Below are 22,072 nucleotides of genomic sequence, written 5' to 3' on the forward strand. Positions count from 1 at the left end.
GCCGCAAGGCAGGCTGTCCCGAAAGGGCAGCCCGCCGACCGGCAGGCCTACTCACCCATGCGTAAAAAATCATCCACCCCGAATCGCGGTTTTCGCGTCGCCGACCAGATCCAGCGCGATCTGACGGAGCTGATCGCGCGCGAACTCAAAGACCCGCGGGTCGGGATGGTGACCATCCAGGCCGTCGAGGTGACGCCCGACTACGCGCATGCCAAGGTGTTTTTCAGCGTGCTGATCGGTGACCCGAAAGAATGCGAAACAGCACTGAACCAGGCCGCTGGTTTTCTGCGCAACGGCCTGTTCAAGAAGCTGATGATCCACACGGTGCCGACCCTGCATTTCCAGTTTGACCGCACGACCGAACGTGCGGCCGACATGAACGCCCTGATTGCCAAGGCGGTTTCCTCCCGCTCCCAGGACGATTGAGTTCGCGCCGTTTCCCTTGATGACAGGTTCAGGGACAACGGTGCCAACGAAACGCCGGGCTTGCCCGCGCGTCGAGCCTGTCGGAATTTATGACGCAAACTTCTCCTCATCGCCAAAAGATACAGCGCCGTCCCGTGCATGGCGTGTTGTTGCTCGACAAGCCGCTGGGCCTGTCGAGCAATCAGGCCTTGCAGAAAGCGAAGTGGCTGCTGCGTGCGGACAAGGCCGGTCATACCGGCACGCTGGACCCGCTGGCGACCGGCGTGTTGCCCCTGTGTTTCGGCGCGGCCACCAAGTTCAGCCAGTTGCAGCTCGACGCCGACAAGACCTACGAAGCCGTGCTGCTGCTGGGCCAGAAAACCAGTACCGCCGATGCCGAAGGCGAGGTGATTGAAACGCGCCCGGTTCCGGCCATCACTTTGGCGCTGCTGGACGAGTTGACGCGTCGTTTCACCGGGTCGCAAACCCAGGTCCCGCCCATGTATTCGGCCCTGAAGAAGGATGGCAAGGCGCTGTACGAATATGCGCGCAAGGGCCAGGACGTGGAGCGGGAAGCCCGTCACATCACCATTTACAAGCTGAATATGGCTCCGGCCCTTGATCCACGGGCGCAAGCAGCTATCAAAATCATAGTGTCGTGCAGCAAGGGTACCTACATCCGCACGCTCGGCGAGGACATCGGCGAGGCCATCGGCTGCGGCGCCCACCTGGGCTCGCTGCGGCGGCTGGAGACCGGCGGTTACACCGACCGCCAGTGCGTGAGTCTGCCTGTGCTCGAAGCCATGAGCGAGGCCGAACGTGAGGCCTGTTTGCTGCCGGTGCAGTCGCTGGTGGCCGCTTTTCCGTCTGTCACATTGGACGCCGATGATGCAGGGCGCTTCCTGAGCGGCCTGCGTCGCCGCGGCAGCCCGGGCCAGTGGGGGCCTGACGCCGCGCTGGTGCAGGTCTTCGGGTCTGATCCTGCGGCTTTCCTGGGCTCGGCCCATGTCACCGCCGATGAATTGATCCCCGGGCGCCTGCTCAGCCCGATTGAAATCCAGGACATGCTGATTGCCTGCCCGTCCCCCTCTTCCAGCCCTGCGGCGCCTGCCGCACTGGCCCATTAACCAGCCACCGAATTGAAGTTTTTAGAAAGCGAACCATGAGCCACAAGCAAATCCGAAACATCGCCATCATCGCCCACGTTGACCACGGCAAGACCACCATGGTCGACCAGCTGCTGCGTCAGTCAGGCACCTTTGCCGAACACGAAAAAGTGGTCGACACCGTGATGGACAACAACGCCATCGAAAAAGAGCGTGGCATCACCATCCTGGCCAAGAACTGCGCCGTGACCTGGGAAGGTACCCACATCAACATCGTCGATACCCCCGGCCACGCCGACTTCGGCGGTGAAGTCGAGCGCGCCCTGTCCATGGTGGACGGCGTGGTGCTGCTGATCGACGCGCAGGAAGGCCCGATGCCGCAGACGCGCTTCGTGACCAAGAAGGCGCTGGCGCTGGGCCTCAAGCCCATCCTGGTGGTCAACAAGGTGGACAAGCCCGGAGCGCGCCCGGACTATGTGGTCAACGCCGCTTTCGACCTGTTCGACAAGCTCGGTGCTACCGACGAACAGCTCGATTTCCCCGTGGTGTATGCCTCCGGCATCAACGGCTGGTCGTCGATGGAAGAGGGGGCGCCCGGTGAGCAGTGGGGCCCCGACATGTCGGCCCTGTTCAACACCGTGCTCAAGCATGTGCCGCACCAGGAAGGTGATCCGGCAGCGCCGCTGCAACTGCAGATTTCCGCGCTCGACTTTTCGACCTTTGTGGGCCGCATCGGTGTCGGTCGCATCAGCCAGGGCACGATCAGGCCCATGATGGATGTGGTGGTGATGGAAGGCCCGGACGGCAAGGCCGTCAAGGGGCGAATCAACCAGGTGCTGACCTTCCAGGGCCTGGAACGTGTGCAGACCGAAGAAGCCGGCCCCGGCGAAATCGTTCTTATCAACGGCCTGACCGATATCGGTATCGGCGTGACCATCACCGACCCGGTCAACCCGGCGCCGCTGCCCATGCTCAAGGTCGATGAGCCGACACTGACCATGAACTTCTGCGTCAACACCAGCCCGCTGGCCGGCCGTGAAGGCAAGTTCGTCACCAGCCGCCAGATCTGGGACCGCCTGCAGAAAGAGCTGCAGCACAACGTGGCCCTGCGCGTCAAGGAAACCGACGAAGAAGGTATTTTTGAGGTCATGGGCCGCGGCGAGTTGCACCTGACCATCCTGCTGGAAAACATGCGCCGCGAAGGCTTCGAGCTGGCCGTGTCCAAACCCCGCGTGGTCTACAGGGACATTGATGGCGTGCGCCACGAGCCGATCGAGCTGGTGACGGCCGACATCGAGGAAACCCACCAGGGCGGCGTCATGCAGGCCCTGGGCGAGCGCAAGGGCGACCTCGTCAACATGGAATCCGACGGCCGTGGCCGCGTGCGCCTCGAGTACCGCATTCCGGCGCGTGGCCTGATCGGTTTCACCAACGAATTCCTGAACCTGACGCGCGGTTCCGGACTGATTTCCAACATCTTCGACAGCTACGAGCCGCACAAGGGTGAGATCGGTGGCCGCAAGAACGGCGTGCTGATTTCCATGGACGACGGTGAAATTTTCACCTACGCCCTGGGCAAGCTGGACGACCGCGGCCGCATGTTCGTCAAGGCCAACGATCCGGTGTACGAAGGCATGATCGTTGGCATTCACAGCCGTGACAACGACCTGGTGGTCAACGCGACGCGTACCAAGCAGCTGACCAACTTCCGCGTGTCCGGCAAGGAAGACGCGATCAAGATCACGCCGCCTATCGAATTGACGCTGGAATACGGCGTCGAGTTCATCGAGGACGACGAGCTGGTCGAGATCACGCCCAAGTCGGTCCGCCTGCGCAAGCGTTATCTCAAGGAAAGCGATCGCAAGCGCGCAGGGCGTTGAGCCCCCACGTTCGCTCATTTCCTGTAGCTCTCTGCCCCCCGGGGGGGCGCTGCGCCTGCGGGCTGGCAAAGCCAGTCCCGCGGCCCCGGCGGGCATGAAGTCGGGGAGGGCGGCGACAGGGTTGAGCGCCTGAACACGGCCGCTGTGCGCTTCGCTCCCAGCGGCCTTTTTACTTTGTACAGGGATGTCCGTCCGAAACTCTTGCAATCATGAAACTCACGCATTCCAGAGCCGTCCTCCTGATGATCGCCATCACGCTGATGTGGTCGATCGCCGGGGTGGTGACGCGCCATCTTGAATCGGCCCGCAGTTTTGAAGTGACCTTCTGGCGCAGTTTTTTCACGCTGCTGTCCTTGCTGGTCCTGCTGCCGCTGTTCCAGGGACGCGCGGTGTTCTCCAGAATCCGCCATGCGGGCCGCTTCCTGTGGCTGTCGGGGGTCTGCTGGAGCATCATGTTCACTGCCTTCATGCTGGCGCTGACCATGACCAGTGTGGCCAATGTGCTGGTCACCATGGCGCTCGGGCCTTTCCTGACCGCGCTGATCGCCCGGGTGTTCATCGGCCACCGGATCGCGCCCCGCACCTGGTTCGCGATTGCCGTGGCCGGCGTGGGCATTGCCTGGATGTACGGCAGCCAGCTCAGCTTGGGCGGCGGTATCGCGCAGTTCGCCGGCACGCTGGTGGCCTTGCTGGTGCCCATGGCCGCGGCCGTGAACTGGACGGTGGTGCAGCGCAGCCAGGCGCATGGCGAAAGAATCGACCTGGTGCCGGCCGTGCTGGTGGGCGCCGCGATTTCTTCGCTGCTCACGCTGCCGCTGGCGTTTCCGTTTGTGGCGACGCCGCACGACATCGGCCTGCTGGCCCTGCTGGGCCTGGTCCAGCTGGCGATCCCCTGCGTGCTGTCGGTGGTCTGTGCCCGGGTGCTGAAGGCGCCCGAGATGGCCTTGCTGGCGCTGCTGGAGATCATTTTCGGCATTCTGCTGGCCTGGGCCGGCGCGGGCGAGGTGCCGGCGGCCAGTGTGCTGACCGGTGGCCTGCTGGTTATCGGGGCGCTGGTGGCCAATGAATTGATGGGATGGAGACAAAGAGCATGAACCAGACAACAACACACACACCGGCCCACAGCGAGATCCTGACCGAGGTGCGCGGGCGGGTCGGCTTCATCACGCTGAACCGGCCCAAGGCGCTCAATGCGCTGTCGCTGTCCATGGTGCGCGAGCTGGCGGCAACGCTGACGGCATGGCGCGATGACGCGGCCGTGGTGGCCGTGGCCATTCGCGGGACCAACAAGGCGGGGCGTCCCGGCACGCCGGAGAGCCTGTTCGGCGGATTTTGCGCCGGCGGCGACATCCGCTTTTTTCACCAGGCCGCGCTCGCCGGCGACACGGGCCTGGACGCGTTTTTCACCGAGGAATACCGCCTCAACCACCTGATCCACAACTATCCCAAACCCTACATTGCCTTCATGGACGGTGTGGTGATGGGCGGTGGCATGGGAATCAGTGTCGGTGCCAGCGTCCGCATCGTGACCGAACACACCAGGATGGCCATGCCGGAAACCAACATCGGGTTGTTTCCCGATGTCGGCGGTGGCTACTTCCTGAGCCGCTGCCCGGGCAGTGTGGGGGAGTACCTAGCGTTGACCGGGGTGGTGATTGGTGCGGACGAGGCGCTCGCCTACGGCCTGGCCGACATCGAGCGGCCCGCTGCCAGCCTGCCGGGTCTGTGGCAGCAGCTGGGGGATCAGGCCTTTTCCGATGTTTCCGCGGCCGAGTTATGGATTGCTACTAATTTTGTAGCTGGTGGCGCCCGTCGTGAAAGGGCTGAGGGCAGATTTGATGCTTGTTTTTCGCTGGCCCGGGTGAAACACATCGTCGATGCCCTGGAAGCCGCGAAGGACGACGACTGGGCGCAAAAGACCGCTGTCGTGCTGCGCAAACGCTCACCGCTGATGCTGCATGTGACCCTGGAGCAGATCCGCCGCGCCCGCAGCATGAGCCTGGCGGACGATCTGCGCATGGAGCGCGACATGGTGCACCACTGCTTCCACCTCCGCCCAGGCGCGGCCGGCGAAACGGTCGAGGGCATACGCGCACTGGCCGTCGACAAGGACTACACGCCGAAGTGGAACCCGGCCCGCATTGAAGACGTCAAGCCGCAGATGGTGCAGGCGTTTTTCGCCAGTCCCTGGGCGGCCGACGCGCATCCCCTTCGCGACCTCCAGTGAAGCGGCGCTAAAGCTGCTGGTAGACCAGCTCGGCCAGCCGCATCAGTTCCTCGCGCGCGACCGGGCCGCTCATGGCATATCCAAAGCCCTGGTCGGTCCAGTAAAACGCCGGCACCGGGCCGTCGCTGCTGTAACTGAAAGCGGTTTCTGCGTTCGCCGGCTTGCCTGCCGCAGGGCTGCCCTCAAGCGCCCCCAGGTACAGGGTCACGCGCACGCCCGCAGCGTTCTGGAACATGAACTGCGCGCGGGCGCCGCCATCCCCGGGCAGCAGCCGGCCGCCCACCAGTTCATAGCCCTGACTGGACAGCAGCGGCAGCTTGAGCGGCTTGCCCAGGCGTTTGGAGAGCCATTGCACCAGGTGCTCCTGCTGGGCCGCGCCGACTTCCACCGGATGTCGCACTTCCGGCGCAAACACCGCATGGGCCAGCGTGGCCTGCTGCGCAAAAGCCTGGCTGGCGCGTGCTGCATGGCCTGCGGCATAAAAGGCCTTGCCGCCGAGCTGCCCGTGCGCCGTCCAGCCGACGGCAAAGGCCAGCAACACGCCGGCGGCCATGCCACCCCAGCGCCACCAGGGGTCCAGCGCCTGCCGCTCACGCGCGCTGCGCTGCACGGTCGCCAGCAAGGTTTCAGGGATGGATTCGTCCAGCAGCTTCTGGTGCAGGCCGCGCAGTGTTTCGCGCTGGTCCTGCCAGGCCTCCAAGGTCTCGCCAGCCACGGGATCTTCCGCGACGCGTGCCATGGCGGTCGCGCGCTGTCCGGCCGTCAGTTGTCCATCGACCAGCGCATTGAGCTCGTCGTGGGTCAGGGGAGGTGTTCTTGAAGCGTCCATGGTGTGGGCTTGTTAGGGAAGTCGCCGCAAGGCGGAAACGTTCCCGGGACTGTCTGTGGCCGCCTGAAACTGCGCCGGTTTGTCCATCAGCTCACGCAGGCGGCTGCGTGCCCGCGACAGGCGCGACATGACGGTGCCCAGCGGCACGCCCACCACGCGGGCGACCTGCTCGTAACTCATGTCTTCCATGCTGACGAGCAGCAGCACGGCACGCTGGTCTTCGGGCAGCCGGAGCAGGCAACGCTGCAGGTCCAGGGCCTGGTCCTGCCTTGCATCGGGCGCTGCCAGCGTGTGGGCCAGTTCATCCACATCGAGCGCAGGGCCCGCCTGCAGCTGCCGCGCCGCACTGCGTCGCTGGTTCATGAACAGGTTGTGCATCAGGGTGAACAGCCAGGCCCGCAGATCGGACCCGGCTGTCCAGAGACGCCATTTGCTGCAGGCGCGTTCCAGTGTGTCCTGCACCAGGTCGTCGGCGGTCCAGGCATCGCCGGTCAGCGCGCGGGCGTAGCGCCGCAGCCCGGGAATCTGTGCAATCAGCTCGGAACGATCCATGGATGGCGTTCAACCCGGCCTGCAAATTCAGGGCTTGACGATGTGCCAGACGTTCTGCACGCCGTCGCCGGTCTTGTCGCCAGCCTTGCTGTCCTTGATCCAGTAGTACAGCGGCTTGCCTTTCATGGCCCACTGCTTCTTGCCGTCATCGCGCGTGATGATCGTGTAGTCGCCCGAGGCCTTGTCCGTCTCGGCCGCCATCAGCGGCGGCCAGTTGGTGGCGCAGGGGCCATTGCAGACGGACTTGCCGCTGCCGGTGACATCGCGGTCAAAGGTGTAAAGCGTCATGCCGTTCGGGCCGACCAGCATGCCATCGGCGACTTTGGCGGGCGGGCTGGACATGGAGGCGCAGCCGCCGAGGAGGGCGGCGGTGAGGACGGCGATGGTCAGGAATTTCATGGTGGGCTCCGGTAGGTGAGTTTGGTTGGGCAGAACAGCTCTGCCACCGGATAAACACCCTCAGGGACCAGTTTATTCCCTGCCCTGCAAAATATTTCTCAATGCCAGGCTTCGGGCGGGCGGGGTCGTCAGCGGCTGCGCGACTTCATCGCGCGTTCGACCTCGCGCTTGCCTTCGCGGTCCTTGATGGTGTCACGCTTGTCGTGTTCGCCTTTGCCCTTGGCCAGTCCCACCTCGCATTTGACCTTGCCGGCCTTCCAGTGCAGGTTCAATGGCACCAGGGTGAAGCCTTTCTGCTCGATCTTGCCGATCAGGCGGCGGATCTCGTCCTTGTGCATCAGCAGCTTCTTGGTGCGCACCGAGTCCGGGCGGACGTGGGTGGAAGCGGTCCCCAGCGGGTTGATCTGGCAGCCGATCAGGAACAGCTCGCCGTTGCGGATCACCACGTAGCCGTCGGTCAGCTGCACCTTGCCCTCGCGCAGCGACTTGACCTCCCAGCCTTCAAGCACCATGCCGGCCTCGAAGCGCTCTTCGATGTGGTAGTTGAAGGTCGCTTTTTTGTTGTCGGCAATCCGCACGGCCGCAGCGGCAGCCTTGGGGGTCAGGTTGATCGCGGGCTTGCCAGTGGATTTTCCGGAGGACGCGGCGGCCGGTTTTTTGGAGGATGCTTCTTTGGTGGCCATGTGGAAAAGGTAAGGGCGGCGTCGACTAATACAATCGAGCGCAGCCCACGATTGTATGAAAACCGTTCACAAGTCCGTTTTGATCTGGTACAGCGCAGCCGAAATGTTCGCCCTCGTCACCGATGTCGCCAGTTACCCGCAGTTCCTGCCCTGGTGCGACCAGGCCAAGGTGGTCGAAGAGGGCGCGCAGGGGATGACAGCCAAAGTCGGCATCGCATTTGCCGGTATCCACCAGAGTTTCACCACCCGCAACACGCATGTGCCGGACCGACAGGTCTCGCTCAAGCTGGTGGACGGGCCGTTTTCAAAGCTGGACGGCGACTGGGACTTCACACCCCTGGGCGACGGCAGCCAACGCGCCTGCAGGGTGGATCTGACCCTGCGCTACGACTTCGACAATGCGGCGCTGGCAGCGCTGGTGGGCCCGGTGTTTGACAAGATTGCCGGCAGCCTGGTCGACGCCTTTGTAAAAAGGGCGACCCAGGTGTATGGCGAGGCCGCGGTCTGAACGACATGGTGGCGCTGGACATTTCCCTGCTGTACTCGCCCGGTCCACGCCAGGTGCGCGAGTGGCATTTGACGCTTCCGACCGGTAGCACCGTGGCGCAGGCCATTGCAACGAGCGGCATATTGGCCGAGTTTCCGGAGCTGGCGGCAGGCCGGCTTGGGGTCGGCATCTGGGGCCGGAAAACCACTTTGCGCCAGCAGCTGCACCAGCAGGACCGGCTGGAAATCTACCGCCCGCTGAGGGTGGACCCGAAGATCGCGCGGCGCGAACGTTTCAGCAAGCAGGGGGTGAAGAAATCGGGGTTGTTTGCCACTAAAAGGGCAGGGGCCAAGGCCGGGTACTGAGCGCGAGCGGCAGCCTACTTGCAGTCGCTGTCGATGATCGCCTGCAGGCGCTTGCTTTCCGCTGCACGCCCGGTGTCGTCCATGATCTCGCGCTCGCCTTTGGTGTTGGTCGTCGATATGCGCACACCCGACTGGATGGTCACCATGGCCTTTTTCGTACGTTCGCAGTTGTCAGCTCTGCCTTTGGCGACTTTTTCTTCTTCGGCCTTTTTCTTGGCCGCTTCTTCCTCTTCCAGCTTTTTCTTCCTGGCTTCCAGCTCTGTGTCCTTGCCGGAAATTTTCGGAACATTGGCCTTTACGGCCGGCGTCGCCGTTGCAACAGGAGAAACGGCTTCCGCGGGCTCGGTGGGAGCGACAGCCGCCTTGGCGCCACGCCGACCGCCGGGCTGCTTGAGGATGTCCTTGTCCTGGATGTCAGAGGGGGGCGGACGGTCACTGAACACCTTGCGGCCGTCCTTGCCAATCCACTGCCACTGGGCGGCGGTCGACAGGGCAAAAGTCCAGCCGGCAATCAGCAGAACAATGTGTTTGAGGGTGATTTTCAGTTCCATGGGTTCAGTGTACTGGTTGCGCTCCTGCACGCGACGATGGACACCGCCTGGCGTGGCCTTTTTGTAACGCGGCAGGGAAGACTTTGGGCGCTAGGGTTTGTACCGACCGGCGCGGGTACAATCGTGTTTTTGGAGCCATCCCTATGCGCCTACTCGGCAAAGCGCTCACCTTCGACGACGTATTGTTGGTGCCAGCGTTCTCCCAGGTCCTGCCCAAGGACACCTCGCTTTCCACCCAGTTCTCAAGAAACATCCGCCTGAACCTGCCCCTGGTTTCGGCTGCGATGGACACGGTCACCGAAGCCCGGCTGGCCATTGCCATTGCGCAGGAGGGCGGAATCGGCATTGTTCATAAAAACCTGACAGCGCAGGAGCAGGCTGCCCATGTGGCCAAAGTCAAGCGTTATGAGTCGGGCGTCGTGCGCGATCCGGTGGTCATCACGCCCGAACACACGGTGCTGCAGGTGCTGGAGCTGTCCGAGCAGCTCGGCATCTCGGGCTTTCCGGTCTGCGACGGCGGCAAGGTGGTGGGTATCGTGACCAGTCGCGACCTGCGCTTCGAGACCCGCTACGACGTCAAGGCGCACCAGATCATGACGCCGCGCGAGAAGCTGATCACGGTCAAGGAAGGCACGTCTGCCGCCGAGGCCAAGGCCCTGCTCAACAAATACAAGCTTGAGCGCCTGCTGGTGGTCAATGACGACTTCGAGCTCAAGGGCCTGATCACGGTCAAGGACATTACCAAACAGACCAACTTCCCCAATGCCGCACGCGACGCCTCAGGTCGCCTGCGTGTGGGTGCGGCGGTCGGCGTGGGTGAGGGCACCGAGGAGCGTGTTGAAGCCCTGGTCAGGGCCGGTGTGGACGCCATCGTGGTCGACACCGCCCACGGCCACAGCCACGGCGTGATCGAGCGCGTGCGCTGGGTCAAGAAGAACTATCCGCAGGTCGACGTGATCGGCGGCAACATTGCCACTGGCGCTGCTGCGCTGGCCCTGGTGGAAGCGGGCGCCGATGCGGTCAAGGTCGGCATTGGTCCCGGCTCCATCTGCACCACCCGTATCGTCGCGGGTGTGGGTGTGCCGCAGATCATGGCGATTGACAGTGTGGCCATGGCGCTGCGCGGTACCGGTGTGCCGCTGATTGCCGACGGCGGCATCCGTTACAGCGGCGACATCGCGAAGGCGATTGCCGCCGGCGCCGGCACCGTGATGATGGGCGGCATGTTTGCAGGCACTGAAGAAGCCCCCGGTGAAGTGATTCTGTTCCAGGGCCGCAGCTACAAGAGCTACCGCGGCATGGGCAGCATAGGCGCGATGCAGCAGGGCAGTGCCGACCGCTATTTCCAGGAAGCCACCACCGGCAACCCGAACGCCGACAAACTGGTGCCCGAAGGCATTGAAGGCCGGGTGCCTTACAAGGGTTCCATGGTCGCCATCATCTACCAGATGGCCGGCGGCCTGCGCGCCAGCATGGGTTACTGCGGTTGTGCCACCATTGAAGACATGCGCAACCAGGCCGAGTTTGTCGAGATCACGACGGCCGGCATTCGCGAAAGCCATGTCCACGACGTGCAGATCACCAAGGAAGCGCCGAACTATCGGGCAGACTGACCATCCCGATGGCCCGAGGCGTCCGCGAAGGACGCCTTTTCTTTTTTTGCCTGAAACGCCTCTCATGCAGCACCAAAAAATCCTCATTCTCGATTTCGGCTCCCAGGTCACCCAGCTGATTGCGCGGCGCATCCGTGAAGCCCATGTGTTCTGCGAAGTCCATCCCTGCGATGTGACCAGCGACTGGGTCCGCGACTACGCGCAGGATGGCACGCTCAAGGGCATCATCCTGTCGGGCAGCCATGCCAGCGTCTATGAGGACAGCACCGACAAGGCGCCACAGGCGGTGTTCGATGTAGGGGTTCCCGTGCTCGGCATCTGCTACGGCATGCAGACCATGGCGCACCAGCTCGGCGGCATCGTGCAAAGCGGGCACAAGCGTGAATTCGGCTCCGCCGATGTGCGGGCGCATGGCCATACCCGGCTGCTCGAAGGCATCCAGGACTACGCGACCTCCGAAGGCCACGGCATGCTGGATGTGTGGATGAGTCATGGCGACAAGGTCACCGAGCTGCCACCCGGCTTCAAGCTGATGGCCAGTACCGACAGCTGCCCGATCGCCGGCATGGCCGACGAGGAGCGCCGGTTTTACGGCGTGCAGTTCCACCCTGAAGTCACACACACCAAGCGCGGCGCGGCCATCCTGGAGCGTTTTGTCCTTGAAATCTGCGGCACCCGGGCCGACTGGATCATGGGCGACTACATCAGCGAGGCGGTGGAAAAAATCCGCGCCCAGGTTGGCAGCGAGGAAGTGATCCTCGGTCTGTCCGGCGGCGTCGATTCGTCCGTTGCGGCGGCGCTGATTCACCGCGCCATCGGCGACCAGCTGACCTGCGTGTTTGTCGACCACGGCCTGCTGCGCCTGAACGAGGGCGACATGGTGATGGACATGTTCGTCGGCAAGCTGCATGCGAAAGTCATCCGCGTCGATGCCGCTGACCAGTTCCTCGGCCACCTCCAGGGCGTCAGCGACCCGGAAGCCAAGCGCAAGATCATCGGCCGCGAGTTCGTGGAAGTGTTCAAGGCCGAAGCCGGCAAGCTCAAGAACGACCATTCGCGCCACGTGGCCTGGCTGGCCCAGGGCACGATTTACCCGGACGTGATCGAGAGCGGCGGCGCCAGGAACAAGAAGGCCATCACGATCAAGAGCCACCACAACGTGGGCGGCCTGCCCGAGCAGCTCGGCCTGAAGCTGCTCGAACCCCTGCGCGAGCTGTTCAAGGACGAAGTGCGCGAGCTGGGCGTGGCGCTGGGCCTGCCTTTTCACATGGTGTACCGCCACCCCTTCCCGGGCCCGGGCCTGGGCGTGCGGATTCTGGGCGAAGTCAAAAAGGAATACGCCGATTTGCTGCGCCGCGCCGACGCCATCTTCATCGAAGAGCTGCGCAACTTCATCGACGATGCCACCGGCAAGAGCTGGTACGACCTGACCAGCCAGGCGTTTGCGGTGTTTCTGCCGGTGAAAAGCGTGGGCGTCATGGGCGACGGTCGCACCTACGACTACGTGGTGGCCCTGCGCGCGGTGCAGACCAGCGACTTCATGACCGCCGACTGGGCCGAGCTGCCCTATGCGCTGCTCAAAAAGGTCTCCAGCCGCATCATCAACGAAGTGCGCGGCATCAACCGCGTGACCTACGACGTCAGCAGCAAACCGCCCGCAACGATTGAGTGGGAATAGCGCGGGGCCGAGCCGCTGCGCGTCCCGGGCCATTGCGGCCCGATAATGGCCGGCTGTTGCGCCCAGCCGCATGACCCTGATCCGCGCAATACTTCGGTATTCAGTTAGATTCCTCCGGTTTGATCCATGCTTCCTGCGCCTTTTCCCCTCAATGAAACTGAGCGCCTGCAGGCGCTCAGAGCGGGCTTCTGCGCCTATGCTCCGCGTGAAGAGCGCTTTGATCGCATCACCCGCACTGCCAGGCGACTCTTGCACGTGCCGATCGCGCTGATTTCCATCATCGAGCAGGACGAGCAATGGTTCCGTTCGGTGCAGGGCCTGGAAGTGGCGCACACGCCCAGGGATATTTCCTTTTGTGGCCATGTGGTGGCCATGAATCAGTCTTTTTGCATTCAGGATGCATTGAACGACCCGGACTTTTCCGATAACCCGCTGGTGACCGGTCCGCCGGGCATACGCGCCTACCTGGGCTGGCCACTTGAAATTGCCCCCGGTATTGCTGTGGGCTCCTTGTGCGTGATCGACACCATGCCGCGCACCTTCGACCGGGAAGACTACGCTGCCCTGTCGGACCTGGCGAGCATAGCGGCAGCGGAGCTGAAGATCAACGCCATGTCCAGCTTGCAGAACAAGCTGCTGATGCAGCTCAGCGCCTTGCAGCGTCAGGGCGCACTTGACCCGCTGACCGGCTGCTGGAATATTCGCGGGTTCAGGCAGTTGCTGACCCTTGGCGTCGAAGATGCCCGCAAACAGGGCACCGATCTGGCGCTGTGTCACCTGCATGTGGACAACCTGACCGAGGTGGCAAACGCAGCCGGATACGCCAACCATGATGCGGTGACGCTCATGCTGGCCCAGGTGTTGCGGCGGCGGCTGCCGGATCATGGCGCGCTTGCGCGTCTGGGCCCGCAGGACTTCTGTGCGATCGTTCCCTCGCCTTCTGCGCTGGACTTGGAGCAGGAACTCGCCCGGCTGACCTTCCCCAGTGTGACCGTGGACTTGCCAAGCGCCAAGCTGAAGCTGGACATGGCGCTGAAGGTTCAGGTTGCCTGGCTCGCAGAGTTCGGACCTGGCGCCACACCCGACAGCCTGTGGGCGCATGTGCTTGCAGCATCCAGAGCGGGGGTTCGATAACGCCGGAATGGCTTCAGATTCGGGCTGCAGGTTTTGTACGATACTCCGGCCTATGTACATGCCACCTCAATTCAAGGGCGACCGTATTCAGGCAGCGGCGCTGATCAACCAACACCCGTTTGCCACCCTGATCAGCGTGGACGACGCGGGGTTGCCTTATGTGACGCACCTGCCGCTGCATCTGGAAGCCAGGGGCGAGCAGCTGGTGCTGCTCGGTCATGTGGCCAAGCCCAACCCGCACTGGCGTTACCTGCAGGCCAGGCCGCAGGCGGTTGCAACCTTTCTCGGACCCCATGCCTACCTGTCACCCAAGGTCTATCCCGATCTGGCGCGTGTGCCGACCTGGAACTACCTGGCCGTGCATTGCACGGTGCAGGCCACGTTGATCGAAGATCCGGCCAGCAAGGACGCCCTGCTGAAAAAGCTCATCGGTGACCACGAGCCGGCCTATGCAGAGCAATGGCGCGGCCTGGGCGAGGAGTTTGCCCACAAGATGCTGGCCGGCATCATGGCTTTTGAATTGCAGGTTACCGATCTGCAGTGCAAGCTCAAACTCAACCAGCACCGGACCGAGGCACACGCGGCCATGAAAACCATGTACGCCGCTGGTACGCCCGACGAACAGGCGCTGGCTGGCTGGATGGACCGGCTGGGCATGGGCGCCGCCCCCAACGCCCGCGAGGAGACCTGACATGCGTGCCGTCTTTGGCGTTCTGAGCCTGCTGATTGTTGTCGCCATCATCGGCGTGCTGGCGAAAAAGCAGCTCTCCCCGGCGCCTGTGAAGGTGGCACCGGCAGACGCTGGCCTGGCTTTGCCCGCGCTGGAGTCCGGCGCCACACCGCAGCAGCAAAGCCAGCAGATCCAGAATCAGGTGCGCCAGTCGATTGAGAGCGCGATGCAGCAGACCCGGCCCATGCCGGAAGACAAATGATCCATATCAAATCGGGCTCTGGCCCTTGTGATAATTGCGCAAGCTGCTATTAAAAACGAAGCAATCATGAGCGATGCCGACTACATGCAACTGGCACTGGCGCAGGCCCGGCAAGCCGCCGAGGCGGGCGAGGTGCCGGTGGGTGCCGTGCTGGTGCGGCATGGTCAGGTGATCGCCACCGGCGGCAATAACCCCATCAACGGGCATGACCCGACGGCCCATGCCGAAATGCAGGCCCTGCGGTCTGCCGCCCAGGCCGGGGGCAACTACCGGCTCGACGAGTGCGAACTGTTTGTCACGCTGGAACCCTGCGCCATGTGCGCCGGTGCCATGCTGCATGCGAGGCTCAAGCGTGTGGTGTTCGGTGCACCGGATCCGAAAACCGGGGCCGCCGGGTCCGTCATCGACCTGTTTTCCAACCCGCAGCTCAATCACCAGACGCGGGTAGAGGGCGGGGTGCTGGCCGCGGAATGTGGCGTGCTGCTGCAGGATTTTTTCCGGCAGCGGCGCAGCGAACAGCGCCAGGAGACAAAACTCAACCATCCCCTGCGCGACGACGCGCTGCGCACGCCCGACAGCGCGTTCGCCGGTCTGCCGGACTATCCCTGGGCTCCCCGGTACATCAGCGACCTGCCGTCCCTGGCCGGCCTGCGCATGCATTACCTGGACGAGGGGCCGCGCGCCCTTCGTCAGGCTCAGGATGACCGGATGACGTGGCTGTGCCTGCACGGCAATCCGGCCTGGAGCTACCTGTACCGCAAGATGATCCCGGTGTTCCTGGCGGCCGGTGACCGGGTGGTGGCGCCCGATCTGATCGGTTTCGGCAAAAGCGACAAACCCAAAAAAGACAGCTTTCACAGCTTCACCGGGCACCGGCAGATCCTGCTGGAGCTGGTCGAACGGCTGGACCTGAAGAACATGGTGCTGGTGGTGCAGGACTGGGGTGGCCTGCTGGGCCTGACCCTGCCGATGGCCGCACCCGAGCGTTACCGGGGCCTGCTGGTCATGAACACGACGCTGGCGACCGGCGACGTGCCCCTGTCGCCGGGCTTTCTGGCCTGGCGCGAGATGTGCACCAAGAACCCGGAGTTCGATGTGGCACGCCTGTTTGCGCGCGGCAACCCGCAGATGCGTGCCGAAGAATGCGCCGCCTACAACGCGCCTTTCCCCGACCGGGGCTACCGCGCCGCCCTGCGCGCCTTTCCGGCCCTGGTGCCGGAGGCCGAAAACTCGGACGGTGCAGCTGTTTCACGCGACGCCCGCAGTTTCTGGCGCGAACGCTGGCAAGGCCGGAGCTTGATGGCTGTCGGTGCGCAGGACCCGGTACTCGGCCTGCCGGTCATGCAGCAGTTGCAGGCCATGATCCGGGGCTGCCCCGAGGCCACGGTGTTGCCCCAAGCAGGGCATTTTGTGCAGGAGCAGGGGGAAAGCATTGCCCGGCAGGCGGTGCGTTCTCTGGGCGGCTGACCGCCGGCTTGGCGGTGCCCGGTCCGGGCAGTGGGATACTTCGTCTCGTGAAAAAACATATCTACATCTACTCCCCCTCCAGCGCCGTGCGCGACAAGGCTGCTTTCAAGCGCGGCGTGCGGCGCCTGACCGCGCTGGGTTACGAGGTCGAGCTTGACGAGGCCGCGCTGAGCAGCTACCAGCGTTTTGCCGGCGACGACGAAACCCGGCTGGCCGCGATCGCCCGGGCGGCCGCCAGCGGTGCCGATGTGGCGTTGATCTCCCGGGGCGGCTACGGCCTGACACGCCTGCTGCCGCATATCAACTACAAGGCGCTGGACAAGGCCGTGTCCCGGGGAACGCGTTTTGTCGGCCTGAGCGATTTCACGGCCCTGCAAAATGCGCTGCTGGCCAAAACCGGGGCAGTGACCTGGGCCGGTCCGGCACTCGGCGAGGACTTCGGAACCGAAGGCCAGCCGGACGACATCATGGAAGCCTGCTTTGACGACCTGATCACAAGGCAGGGCGAAGGCACCGGCTGGCGGCTGCCGAAAATTGCTACGAAATCAATAGCTGGCGGCGCTTGGCAGGCGGGGGCTGACGGCCAATTTGGCGTGAAGAATGCAGTGTTATGGGGCGGCAACCTTGCGGTGCTGAGTTCGCTCGTGGGCACCCCTTACCTGCCTGAGGTGAAGGGTGGCATTCTGTTTCTGGAAGAGGTGCATGAACACCCGTACCGGCTGGAGCGCATGTTGACACAGCTGCTGCACGCTGGCGTGCTGGCGCGGCAGAAGGCGGTGGTGCTGGGGCAGTTCACCAACTACAAGCTCGTGCCGCACGACAAGGGGTTCAAGCTGGCCACGGTGGTGGCGTGGTTGCAGCGCCAGATCAAGGCGCCGGTGCTCAGTGGGCTGCCTTTTGGTCATGTGCCGACCAAGGTGGTGTTGCCGGTGGGAGAGAAAGTGACACTGGCCGTAGAGGACCGGGATGCTTTCCTTCTCTGGGGTCACAGCCATTGAGCAGGGGAAACCTACCTGACAGCCGGGCGTTTTTAATGGGCTGCGGCGCCTCGCCCGGTGGTGGGCGGCCTAGCTGGTCAGGGAGCTGCGGCGGGAGCCGAGACTGCCGGGCAACAGGCCGTCAAACATCTTGGTGATGCCACTGACCTTCTGGCGGGCGATCGTTTCGCCCTGCATGGCCGACAGCACGGCCATGACGTCACCACGGGCATACCAGAGACCTTGCGCATCCTGGGCATAGCGCACGCGCAGCGCAATTTTCGGGTAGTGTTTCTCGCCAAACTCACCGAGTTCGTTGAGCATCAACTGCCGAATGCTTTCGGTCCTCTTTTCCAGGCTGGAAGGCGTCACTTCACCACCATGGAGCAGACCCAGCAAACTGCTTTTCAAATCAGGTTTAATCCAGCGCATAGAGCTTGTGCTTTCGATAGTTGGGCGGTGCGGAGCCGTGCGGTCTGGTAGATTAAGCCTCCACGGTGACAGATGCAAGATCTATCCTGTGACATGGTTAACGTAAAACAACAAATAAATCAACGCGTTAGTAAGCAAATGTCATGTTGATTCTTGCATCGCATACCAAAGTAGTACTTTTTAATTCGTCACGCGTCGACCTTGCAATGAAAATTACCAGGATTTTCTTTGTGACTTATTTGCCTCTTGTCTCCCTGTTTTTTCCCAACAACCTCCCTTTTCGAGCCTGATATGACTACCTACCCTTCGCACTACATCAACGGCCAGTGGGTCAAGGCCCAATCGGCTGAGACCCTGCCGGTGCACGACTCCAGCACCGAGGAGGTCATGGCAACCGTGCCGGCCGGCACAGCGCTGGAGGCCGAGCGCGCCGTGCTGGCCGCCCGCGCTGCTTTTGACGCTTGGTCTGCCTTGCCCGTCGAAGACCGGGCGGCCTACCTCGACAAGATCGCGGCCGGTCTGAAAGCCCGGACCGATGAGATGGCACAGACCATCGCCCGCGAAGTCGGCATGCCGCTGAAAATGGCACGCGCAGTCCAGGTGGGTGGGCCCACCTGGCACTGGGGCAACTTTGCCAAAATCGCGCGTAATTTCGAATGGGAAAAGAAAATCGGCAACTCGCTGGTGGTGCGCGAGCCGATCGGCGTGGTGGGCTGCATCACGCCCTGGAACTTCCCGCTCAGCCAGATCACCCTGAAAATCGCGCCGGCGCTCGCCGCCGGCTGCACCGTGGTGCTCAAGCCCAGCGAGATTGCGCCCGTCAATGCCATGATCCTGGCTGAAATCATTCACGAAGCCGGCCTGCCGCCCGGCGTGTTCAACCTCGTCAACGGCATGGGCCCGGTGGTTGGGGAAGTGCTGGCCACCCACCCCGAGGTGGATATGGTCAGTTTCACCGGGTCCACACGTGCCGGGAAACGTGTCGGTGAGCTCGCCAGCCAGTCGGTCAAACGTGTGGCGCTGGAACTCGGCGGCAAGTCGGCCAGCGTCATTCTTGACGATGCCGACATGGAGGCGGCGGTCAAGGGCACGATCTCGGCCTGCATGCTCAACAGCGGCCAGACCTGCTCGGCCCATACCCGCATGCTGGTGCCGGCCGGCCGTTATGACGAGGTCAAGGCACTGGCGAAAACCGCCATCGCCAAGTTCAGCGTCGGCCCCAGCCTTGAGGAAACCAGCAAGCTCGGACCGCTGGTCAGCGCGAACCAGCGTGACCGTGTGCTGGGATTCATCCGCACCGGCATCGAGGAGGGCGCCGACGTGATTGCGGGCGGAGCCGAGCCGCCCGCCTTCGACAAAGGCTACTTCGTGCAGCCCACCATCCTCGGCATCAAAGCCACCGACACCCTGGCCCAGGAAGAAATTTTCGGACCTGTGCTGGTGGTCATTCCGTACAAGGATGAAGAAGAAGCTGTGGCGATTGCCAACAACACCATTTACGGTCTGGGCGGCGGCGTCTGGAGCGGCAACGACGACCATGCGATCAAGGTCGCGCGGCGCATCCGCACCGGACAGATCGACATCAACGGCGGCCCCTTCAACGCGAATGCGCCTTTTGGCGGCTACAAGCAGTCAGGCAATGGCCGCGAAGCGGGGGTGTACGGGTTCGAGGAGTTTCTGGAGATCAAGTCGCTGCAGCTCAAGCCGGTCGCGGCCGCCTGATCGCCGGCCGCCTGATGGCCGGCACCTGATTGCTGGGGGCCTGATTCGGTTAGGCTATCGCCACAACAAGGAGGAGGCAATCATGGTCTGGATCAAACGGTTTTTCTGGGTTTTGCTGGTGCTGCTCGCAGGGCTGGCGGCTGCGCTGGCCGTGTACGCCACGCGGGCCTTGCCTGCACTGGATGGCGAACTCAGGCTGCCCGCCCTGGCAGCGCCCGTGACCGTGGCGCGCGACGGTGCCGACGTCACCCACATCAAGGCCCAGACCCCGCGCGACGCCTGGATGGCGCTCGGTTACGTGCATGCGCAGGAGCGCGGCTGGCAACTGGAGTTCAACCGCCGGGTCATGCACGGCGAGCTCTCCGAGGTGCTGGGCGAGGCCACGCTGGACACCGACCGGCTGATGCGCACGCTGGGCATCATGGAGGCGGCGCAGCGCCAGTGGCAGGTGCTGCCGGCCGAGGCAAAACAGGCGCTGCAGGCCTACAGCGACGGCGTCAACGCGTTTTATGCCGGTGGCGCCCAGGCGCTGTCACCGGAATTCCACATCCTCGGCGTCAAGCCCGGTGGCGCCGGCCTGCCGTGGACGCCGCAGGACAGTGTGGGGTGGGCGCTGATGATGGCGCTCGACCTGGGCGGCAACTGGGGCAATGAGTTTGCGCGTCTTTCTGCAGCCAGGGTTCTCAGCACCCAGGAGTTGTGGCAGCTGTTCACGCCCTACCCGGGGGAGGCGCCGGCCTCCAGAACCGATTTCGCCAAACTATATGCCGGGCTCGGGGTCTTCCGCCCCGACGCTATCAAAACAGGAGCTGTCGCGCCATTACAGGAAAGGGATGGAGGCCTTTTCGGCATGCAAACCCTGGCCGCAAAGCCGGACCTGCTGGCGCTCGACATCAACGACTGGGCCGCCAACATCGGCAACGTGGAAGGCAAGGGATCGAACAACTGGGTGGTGGCCGGCGGCCACACCGTCAGCGGCAAACCCCTGCTGGCGAACGACCCGCACCTGGGTCTGTCGGCGCCTGCCATCTGGTACTTCGCCCGGCTGCAGGCACCCGCGGGCAAGGGGGCCGACGGCAAGGCCACCCCTGCGCTGGATGTCATTGGTGCCACTTTGCCAGGCCTGCCCTTTGTGGTGCTGGGCCGCACGGCCAGGGTGGCCTGGGGCTTTACCAACACCGGCCCCGATGTGCAGGACCTCTACCTCGAGCAGATCAATCCCGCCAACCCGCAGCAATACCGGGTACCCGGCAGCGGCGCGGTGCAATGGGCAGACTTCAGCACCCGCAGCGAAACCATCCGGGTCAAGGGCAAGCCCGACGTCAGCCTGAAGGTGCGCATCAGCCGCCACGGCCCGGTGCTCAGCGATGCGCAGAAAACCCATGCCGAGTTGCTGGACACCGCCAGGTACGTGATCGCACTGCGCTGGAGCGCGCTGGAAACCGAGAACCTGACCGCCGTGGCGGCCTTGCGCGCCAACCAGGCGCAATCGGTGGACGAGCTGATCGCCGCCTACGCCGACCACCACTCGCCGATGCAGAACGTGGTGATGGCTGACGTGACCGGCAAGGTCGCCTACAAGGCGATCGGCAAGGTGCCGCTGCGCAAGGCCGACAACGACATTCTCGGCATCGCGCCGTCACCGGGCTGGGACGCCAGATATGACTGGGCGGGCTGGTTGCCCTACGCGCAGACGCCGCAGGCCGATGCGACGACGATCGGCAAAAAGGGCTGGTTCTCCAATGCCAACCAGAGCGTGGTGCCGGCGGGTTCCGACCTTTTCCTCGGGCAGGACTGGGTCGTGCCTTACCGCTTCGACCGCATCGAAAAACTGCTGTCCGCCCAACCCCGGCATGACGCCGCATCCATGCAGGCCATCCAGTCCGACCAGCTGTCGTCGGCGACCTTGCGCTTGTTGCCCTTGTTGCAGAAAACCGTGTCGCAGCATCCGCTGGCCGCGCAAGCGCAGTCGGCGCTGGCCGGCTTTGACGGTGTGATGCGGGCTGACAGTGCGGCGCCGCTGATTTTTTCGGTCTGGGTCGATGAACTGACCCGCGGCGTGATCGGCAGCAAGCTGGGCGAGGCGCGCTTCAAAAGCATGTACGGCAAGCGCCATTTCCGCAGCGCGATTGAAGAGATGGTGGAGCGCGACGACAAGGCCTGGTGCGGGGCCGCCGGCTGTGCCGCCCAGTCCACGGCGGCGCTGGACCGCGCCCTGACGGCCCTGCAGGCCAAGTGGGGCAGCCAGCCTGCGCAATGGAAGTGGGGCGAGGCACACCCGGCGCTGTCGGCGCACCGGCCTTTCAGCAATGTGGCCGCGCTGGCGCGGCTGTTTGACGTCAGTGTGCCGACCGGCGGGGACTCGTTCACGGTCAATGTGGGCCAGTACTGGCCCAATGATGAAAAAATTCCGTTCGCCAACCGGCATGCCGCCTCGCTGCGCGCGGTTTACGACCTGGCCGACCCCGAAAAATCGCGGTTCATTTACCAGACCGGTCAGAGCGGCCTGTTTTTTTCCGGCCGCTACCGCGACATGAGCGGCACATGGGCCGACGTCGGCTACCGCCCGCTGCAGATGAACCCGGCCGGCTTCACCCACGAGCTGAAGCTCAAGCCCTGAGTCGGTCCCGCCT

General features: G+C 63.7%; 22 protein-coding genes. 16 read left to right on the top strand and 6 right to left on the bottom strand.

Going from position 1 to position 22,072, the window contains the following annotated elements:
• The first annotated feature begins 57 nt into the window (after nt 1–57).
• The 5 genes from rbfA to PSV26_RS17250 all read left to right on the top strand — a co-directional run bounded on the left by rbfA (nt 58) and on the right by PSV26_RS17250 (nt 5,618).
• The gene (gene rbfA, locus PSV26_RS17230) at nt 58–426 is read left to right on the top strand and encodes a 30S ribosome-binding factor RbfA (protein WP_300572375.1); all 369 of its coding nucleotides are present in this window, start codon (nt 58–60) and stop codon (nt 424–426) included.
• Between the two features lie 89 nt (nt 427–515).
• A complete protein-coding gene (gene truB / locus PSV26_RS17235; RefSeq protein WP_300572377.1) occupies nt 516–1,532 on the top strand; it encodes a tRNA pseudouridine(55) synthase TruB in 1,017 nt (338 codons plus the stop codon).
• A gap of 35 nt (nt 1,533–1,567) precedes the next feature.
• Complete coding sequence (gene typA, locus PSV26_RS17240; protein WP_300520492.1) at nt 1,568–3,391, top strand: translational GTPase TypA; 1,824 nt, start codon at nt 1,568–1,570, stop codon at nt 3,389–3,391.
• Between the two features lie 209 nt (nt 3,392–3,600).
• Nucleotides 3,601–4,485, top strand: coding sequence for a DMT family transporter (locus PSV26_RS17245; protein WP_300520495.1), 885 nt, complete (start codon nt 3,601–3,603; stop codon nt 4,483–4,485).
• Nucleotides 4,482–5,618: an enoyl-CoA hydratase/isomerase family protein gene (locus tag PSV26_RS17250; RefSeq protein ID WP_300572378.1), complete on the top strand. Its 1,137-nt coding sequence runs from the start codon at nt 4,482–4,484 to the stop codon at nt 5,616–5,618. The genes PSV26_RS17245 and PSV26_RS17250 overlap by 4 nt, the downstream gene beginning before the upstream one ends.
• A 7-nt stretch (nt 5,619–5,625) precedes the next feature.
• On the opposite strand, the gene PSV26_RS17255 is transcribed toward PSV26_RS17250, so the two are convergent.
• The 4 genes from PSV26_RS17255 to smpB all read right to left on the bottom strand — a co-directional run bounded on the left by PSV26_RS17255 (nt 5,626) and on the right by smpB (nt 8,081).
• Nucleotides 5,626–6,447, bottom strand: a complete 822-nt coding sequence (locus PSV26_RS17255) for an anti-sigma factor (protein WP_300572380.1) — start codon at nt 6,445–6,447, stop codon at nt 5,626–5,628.
• Nucleotides 6,448–6,459: 12 nt separating this feature from the next.
• Nucleotides 6,460–6,999: a sigma-70 family RNA polymerase sigma factor gene (locus PSV26_RS17260; RefSeq protein WP_300520504.1), complete on the bottom strand. Its 540-nt coding sequence runs from the start codon at nt 6,997–6,999 to the stop codon at nt 6,460–6,462.
• Nucleotides 7,000–7,026: 27 nt separating this feature from the next.
• Entirely contained in the window at nt 7,027–7,398 is a 372-nt protein-coding gene (locus PSV26_RS17265) for a hypothetical protein (protein ID WP_300520507.1), read from the bottom strand.
• Between the two features lie 128 nt (nt 7,399–7,526).
• Nucleotides 7,527–8,081 carry an SsrA-binding protein SmpB gene (gene smpB, locus PSV26_RS17270; protein WP_240523512.1) on the bottom strand — a complete coding sequence of 185 codons (555 nt, stop codon included), beginning with the start codon at nt 8,079–8,081 and terminating at the stop codon, nt 7,527–7,529.
• A 55-nt stretch (nt 8,082–8,136) separates the two neighbouring features.
• Between smpB and PSV26_RS17275 the strand changes: the two genes are divergently transcribed.
• Both PSV26_RS17275 and PSV26_RS17280 read left to right on the top strand, forming a co-directional pair.
• Entirely contained in the window at nt 8,137–8,589 is a 453-nt protein-coding gene (locus PSV26_RS17275; protein ID WP_300520510.1) for a type II toxin-antitoxin system RatA family toxin, read from the top strand.
• A 5-nt stretch (nt 8,590–8,594) separates the two neighbouring features.
• Nucleotides 8,595–8,933: an RnfH family protein gene (locus PSV26_RS17280; RefSeq protein WP_300520512.1), complete on the top strand. Its 339-nt coding sequence runs from the start codon at nt 8,595–8,597 to the stop codon at nt 8,931–8,933.
• A gap of 14 nt (nt 8,934–8,947) precedes the next feature.
• Here the strand turns inward: PSV26_RS17280 and PSV26_RS17285 are convergent, their stop codons facing one another.
• A complete protein-coding gene (locus PSV26_RS17285) occupies nt 8,948–9,484 on the bottom strand; it encodes a DUF4124 domain-containing protein (protein WP_300572382.1) in 537 nt (178 codons plus the stop codon).
• Between the two features lie 143 nt (nt 9,485–9,627).
• On the opposite strand from PSV26_RS17285, the gene guaB reads away from it, so the two are divergent.
• From guaB to PSV26_RS17320, 7 genes are all read left to right on the top strand, one after another.
• A complete protein-coding gene (guaB, locus tag PSV26_RS17290) occupies nt 9,628–11,097 on the top strand; it encodes an IMP dehydrogenase (RefSeq protein ID WP_300520518.1) in 1,470 nt (489 codons plus the stop codon).
• A 64-nt stretch (nt 11,098–11,161) separates the two neighbouring features.
• Nucleotides 11,162–12,775, top strand: a complete 1,614-nt coding sequence (guaA, locus tag PSV26_RS17295; protein ID WP_300572384.1) for a glutamine-hydrolyzing GMP synthase — start codon at nt 11,162–11,164, stop codon at nt 12,773–12,775.
• Between the two features lie 126 nt (nt 12,776–12,901).
• Nucleotides 12,902–13,909: a GAF domain-containing protein gene (locus PSV26_RS17300; RefSeq protein WP_300520524.1), complete on the top strand. Its 1,008-nt coding sequence runs from the start codon at nt 12,902–12,904 to the stop codon at nt 13,907–13,909.
• Between the two features lie 52 nt (nt 13,910–13,961).
• Nucleotides 13,962–14,600: an FMN-binding negative transcriptional regulator gene (locus PSV26_RS17305; RefSeq protein WP_300520527.1), complete on the top strand. Its 639-nt coding sequence runs from the start codon at nt 13,962–13,964 to the stop codon at nt 14,598–14,600.
• A gap of 1 nt (nt 14,601) precedes the next feature.
• The gene (locus tag PSV26_RS17310) at nt 14,602–14,841 is read left to right on the top strand and encodes a hypothetical protein (RefSeq protein ID WP_300572386.1); all 240 of its coding nucleotides are present in this window, start codon (nt 14,602–14,604) and stop codon (nt 14,839–14,841) included.
• A gap of 66 nt (nt 14,842–14,907) precedes the next feature.
• Nucleotides 14,908–16,308, top strand: coding sequence for a tRNA adenosine(34) deaminase TadA (gene tadA, locus PSV26_RS17315; protein ID WP_300572388.1), 1,401 nt, complete (start codon nt 14,908–14,910; stop codon nt 16,306–16,308).
• 47 nt (nt 16,309–16,355) lie between these two features.
• On the top strand, nt 16,356–17,306 hold the full coding sequence (locus PSV26_RS17320) for an LD-carboxypeptidase (protein ID WP_300572389.1): 951 nt from the start codon (nt 16,356–16,358) through the stop codon (nt 17,304–17,306).
• A 69-nt stretch (nt 17,307–17,375) separates the two neighbouring features.
• Here the strand turns inward: PSV26_RS17320 and PSV26_RS17325 are convergent, their stop codons facing one another.
• Nucleotides 17,376–17,696, bottom strand: coding sequence for a hypothetical protein (locus PSV26_RS17325; RefSeq protein WP_300561269.1), 321 nt, complete (start codon nt 17,694–17,696; stop codon nt 17,376–17,378).
• A 312-nt stretch (nt 17,697–18,008) separates the two neighbouring features.
• Here PSV26_RS17325 and PSV26_RS17330 point away from each other — a divergent pair, with 312 nt between their 5' ends.
• Together PSV26_RS17330 and PSV26_RS17335 are read left to right on the top strand one after the other, a co-directional pair.
• Nucleotides 18,009–19,439 (top strand): aldehyde dehydrogenase family protein, encoded by a 1,431-nt coding sequence (locus PSV26_RS17330; RefSeq protein WP_300572390.1) that lies wholly within the window; start codon nt 18,009–18,011, stop codon nt 19,437–19,439.
• An 82-nt stretch (nt 19,440–19,521) separates the two neighbouring features.
• Nucleotides 19,522–22,059 carry a penicillin acylase family protein gene (locus PSV26_RS17335; RefSeq protein ID WP_300572392.1) on the top strand — a complete coding sequence of 846 codons (2,538 nt, stop codon included), beginning with the start codon at nt 19,522–19,524 and terminating at the stop codon, nt 22,057–22,059.
• The last annotated feature ends 13 nt before the right edge of the window (nt 22,060–22,072 follow it).

The sequence above is a fragment of the Polaromonas sp. genome (genome assembly GCF_029945685.1).
GTDB lineage: Bacteria > Pseudomonadota > Gammaproteobacteria > Burkholderiales > Burkholderiaceae_C > Polaromonas.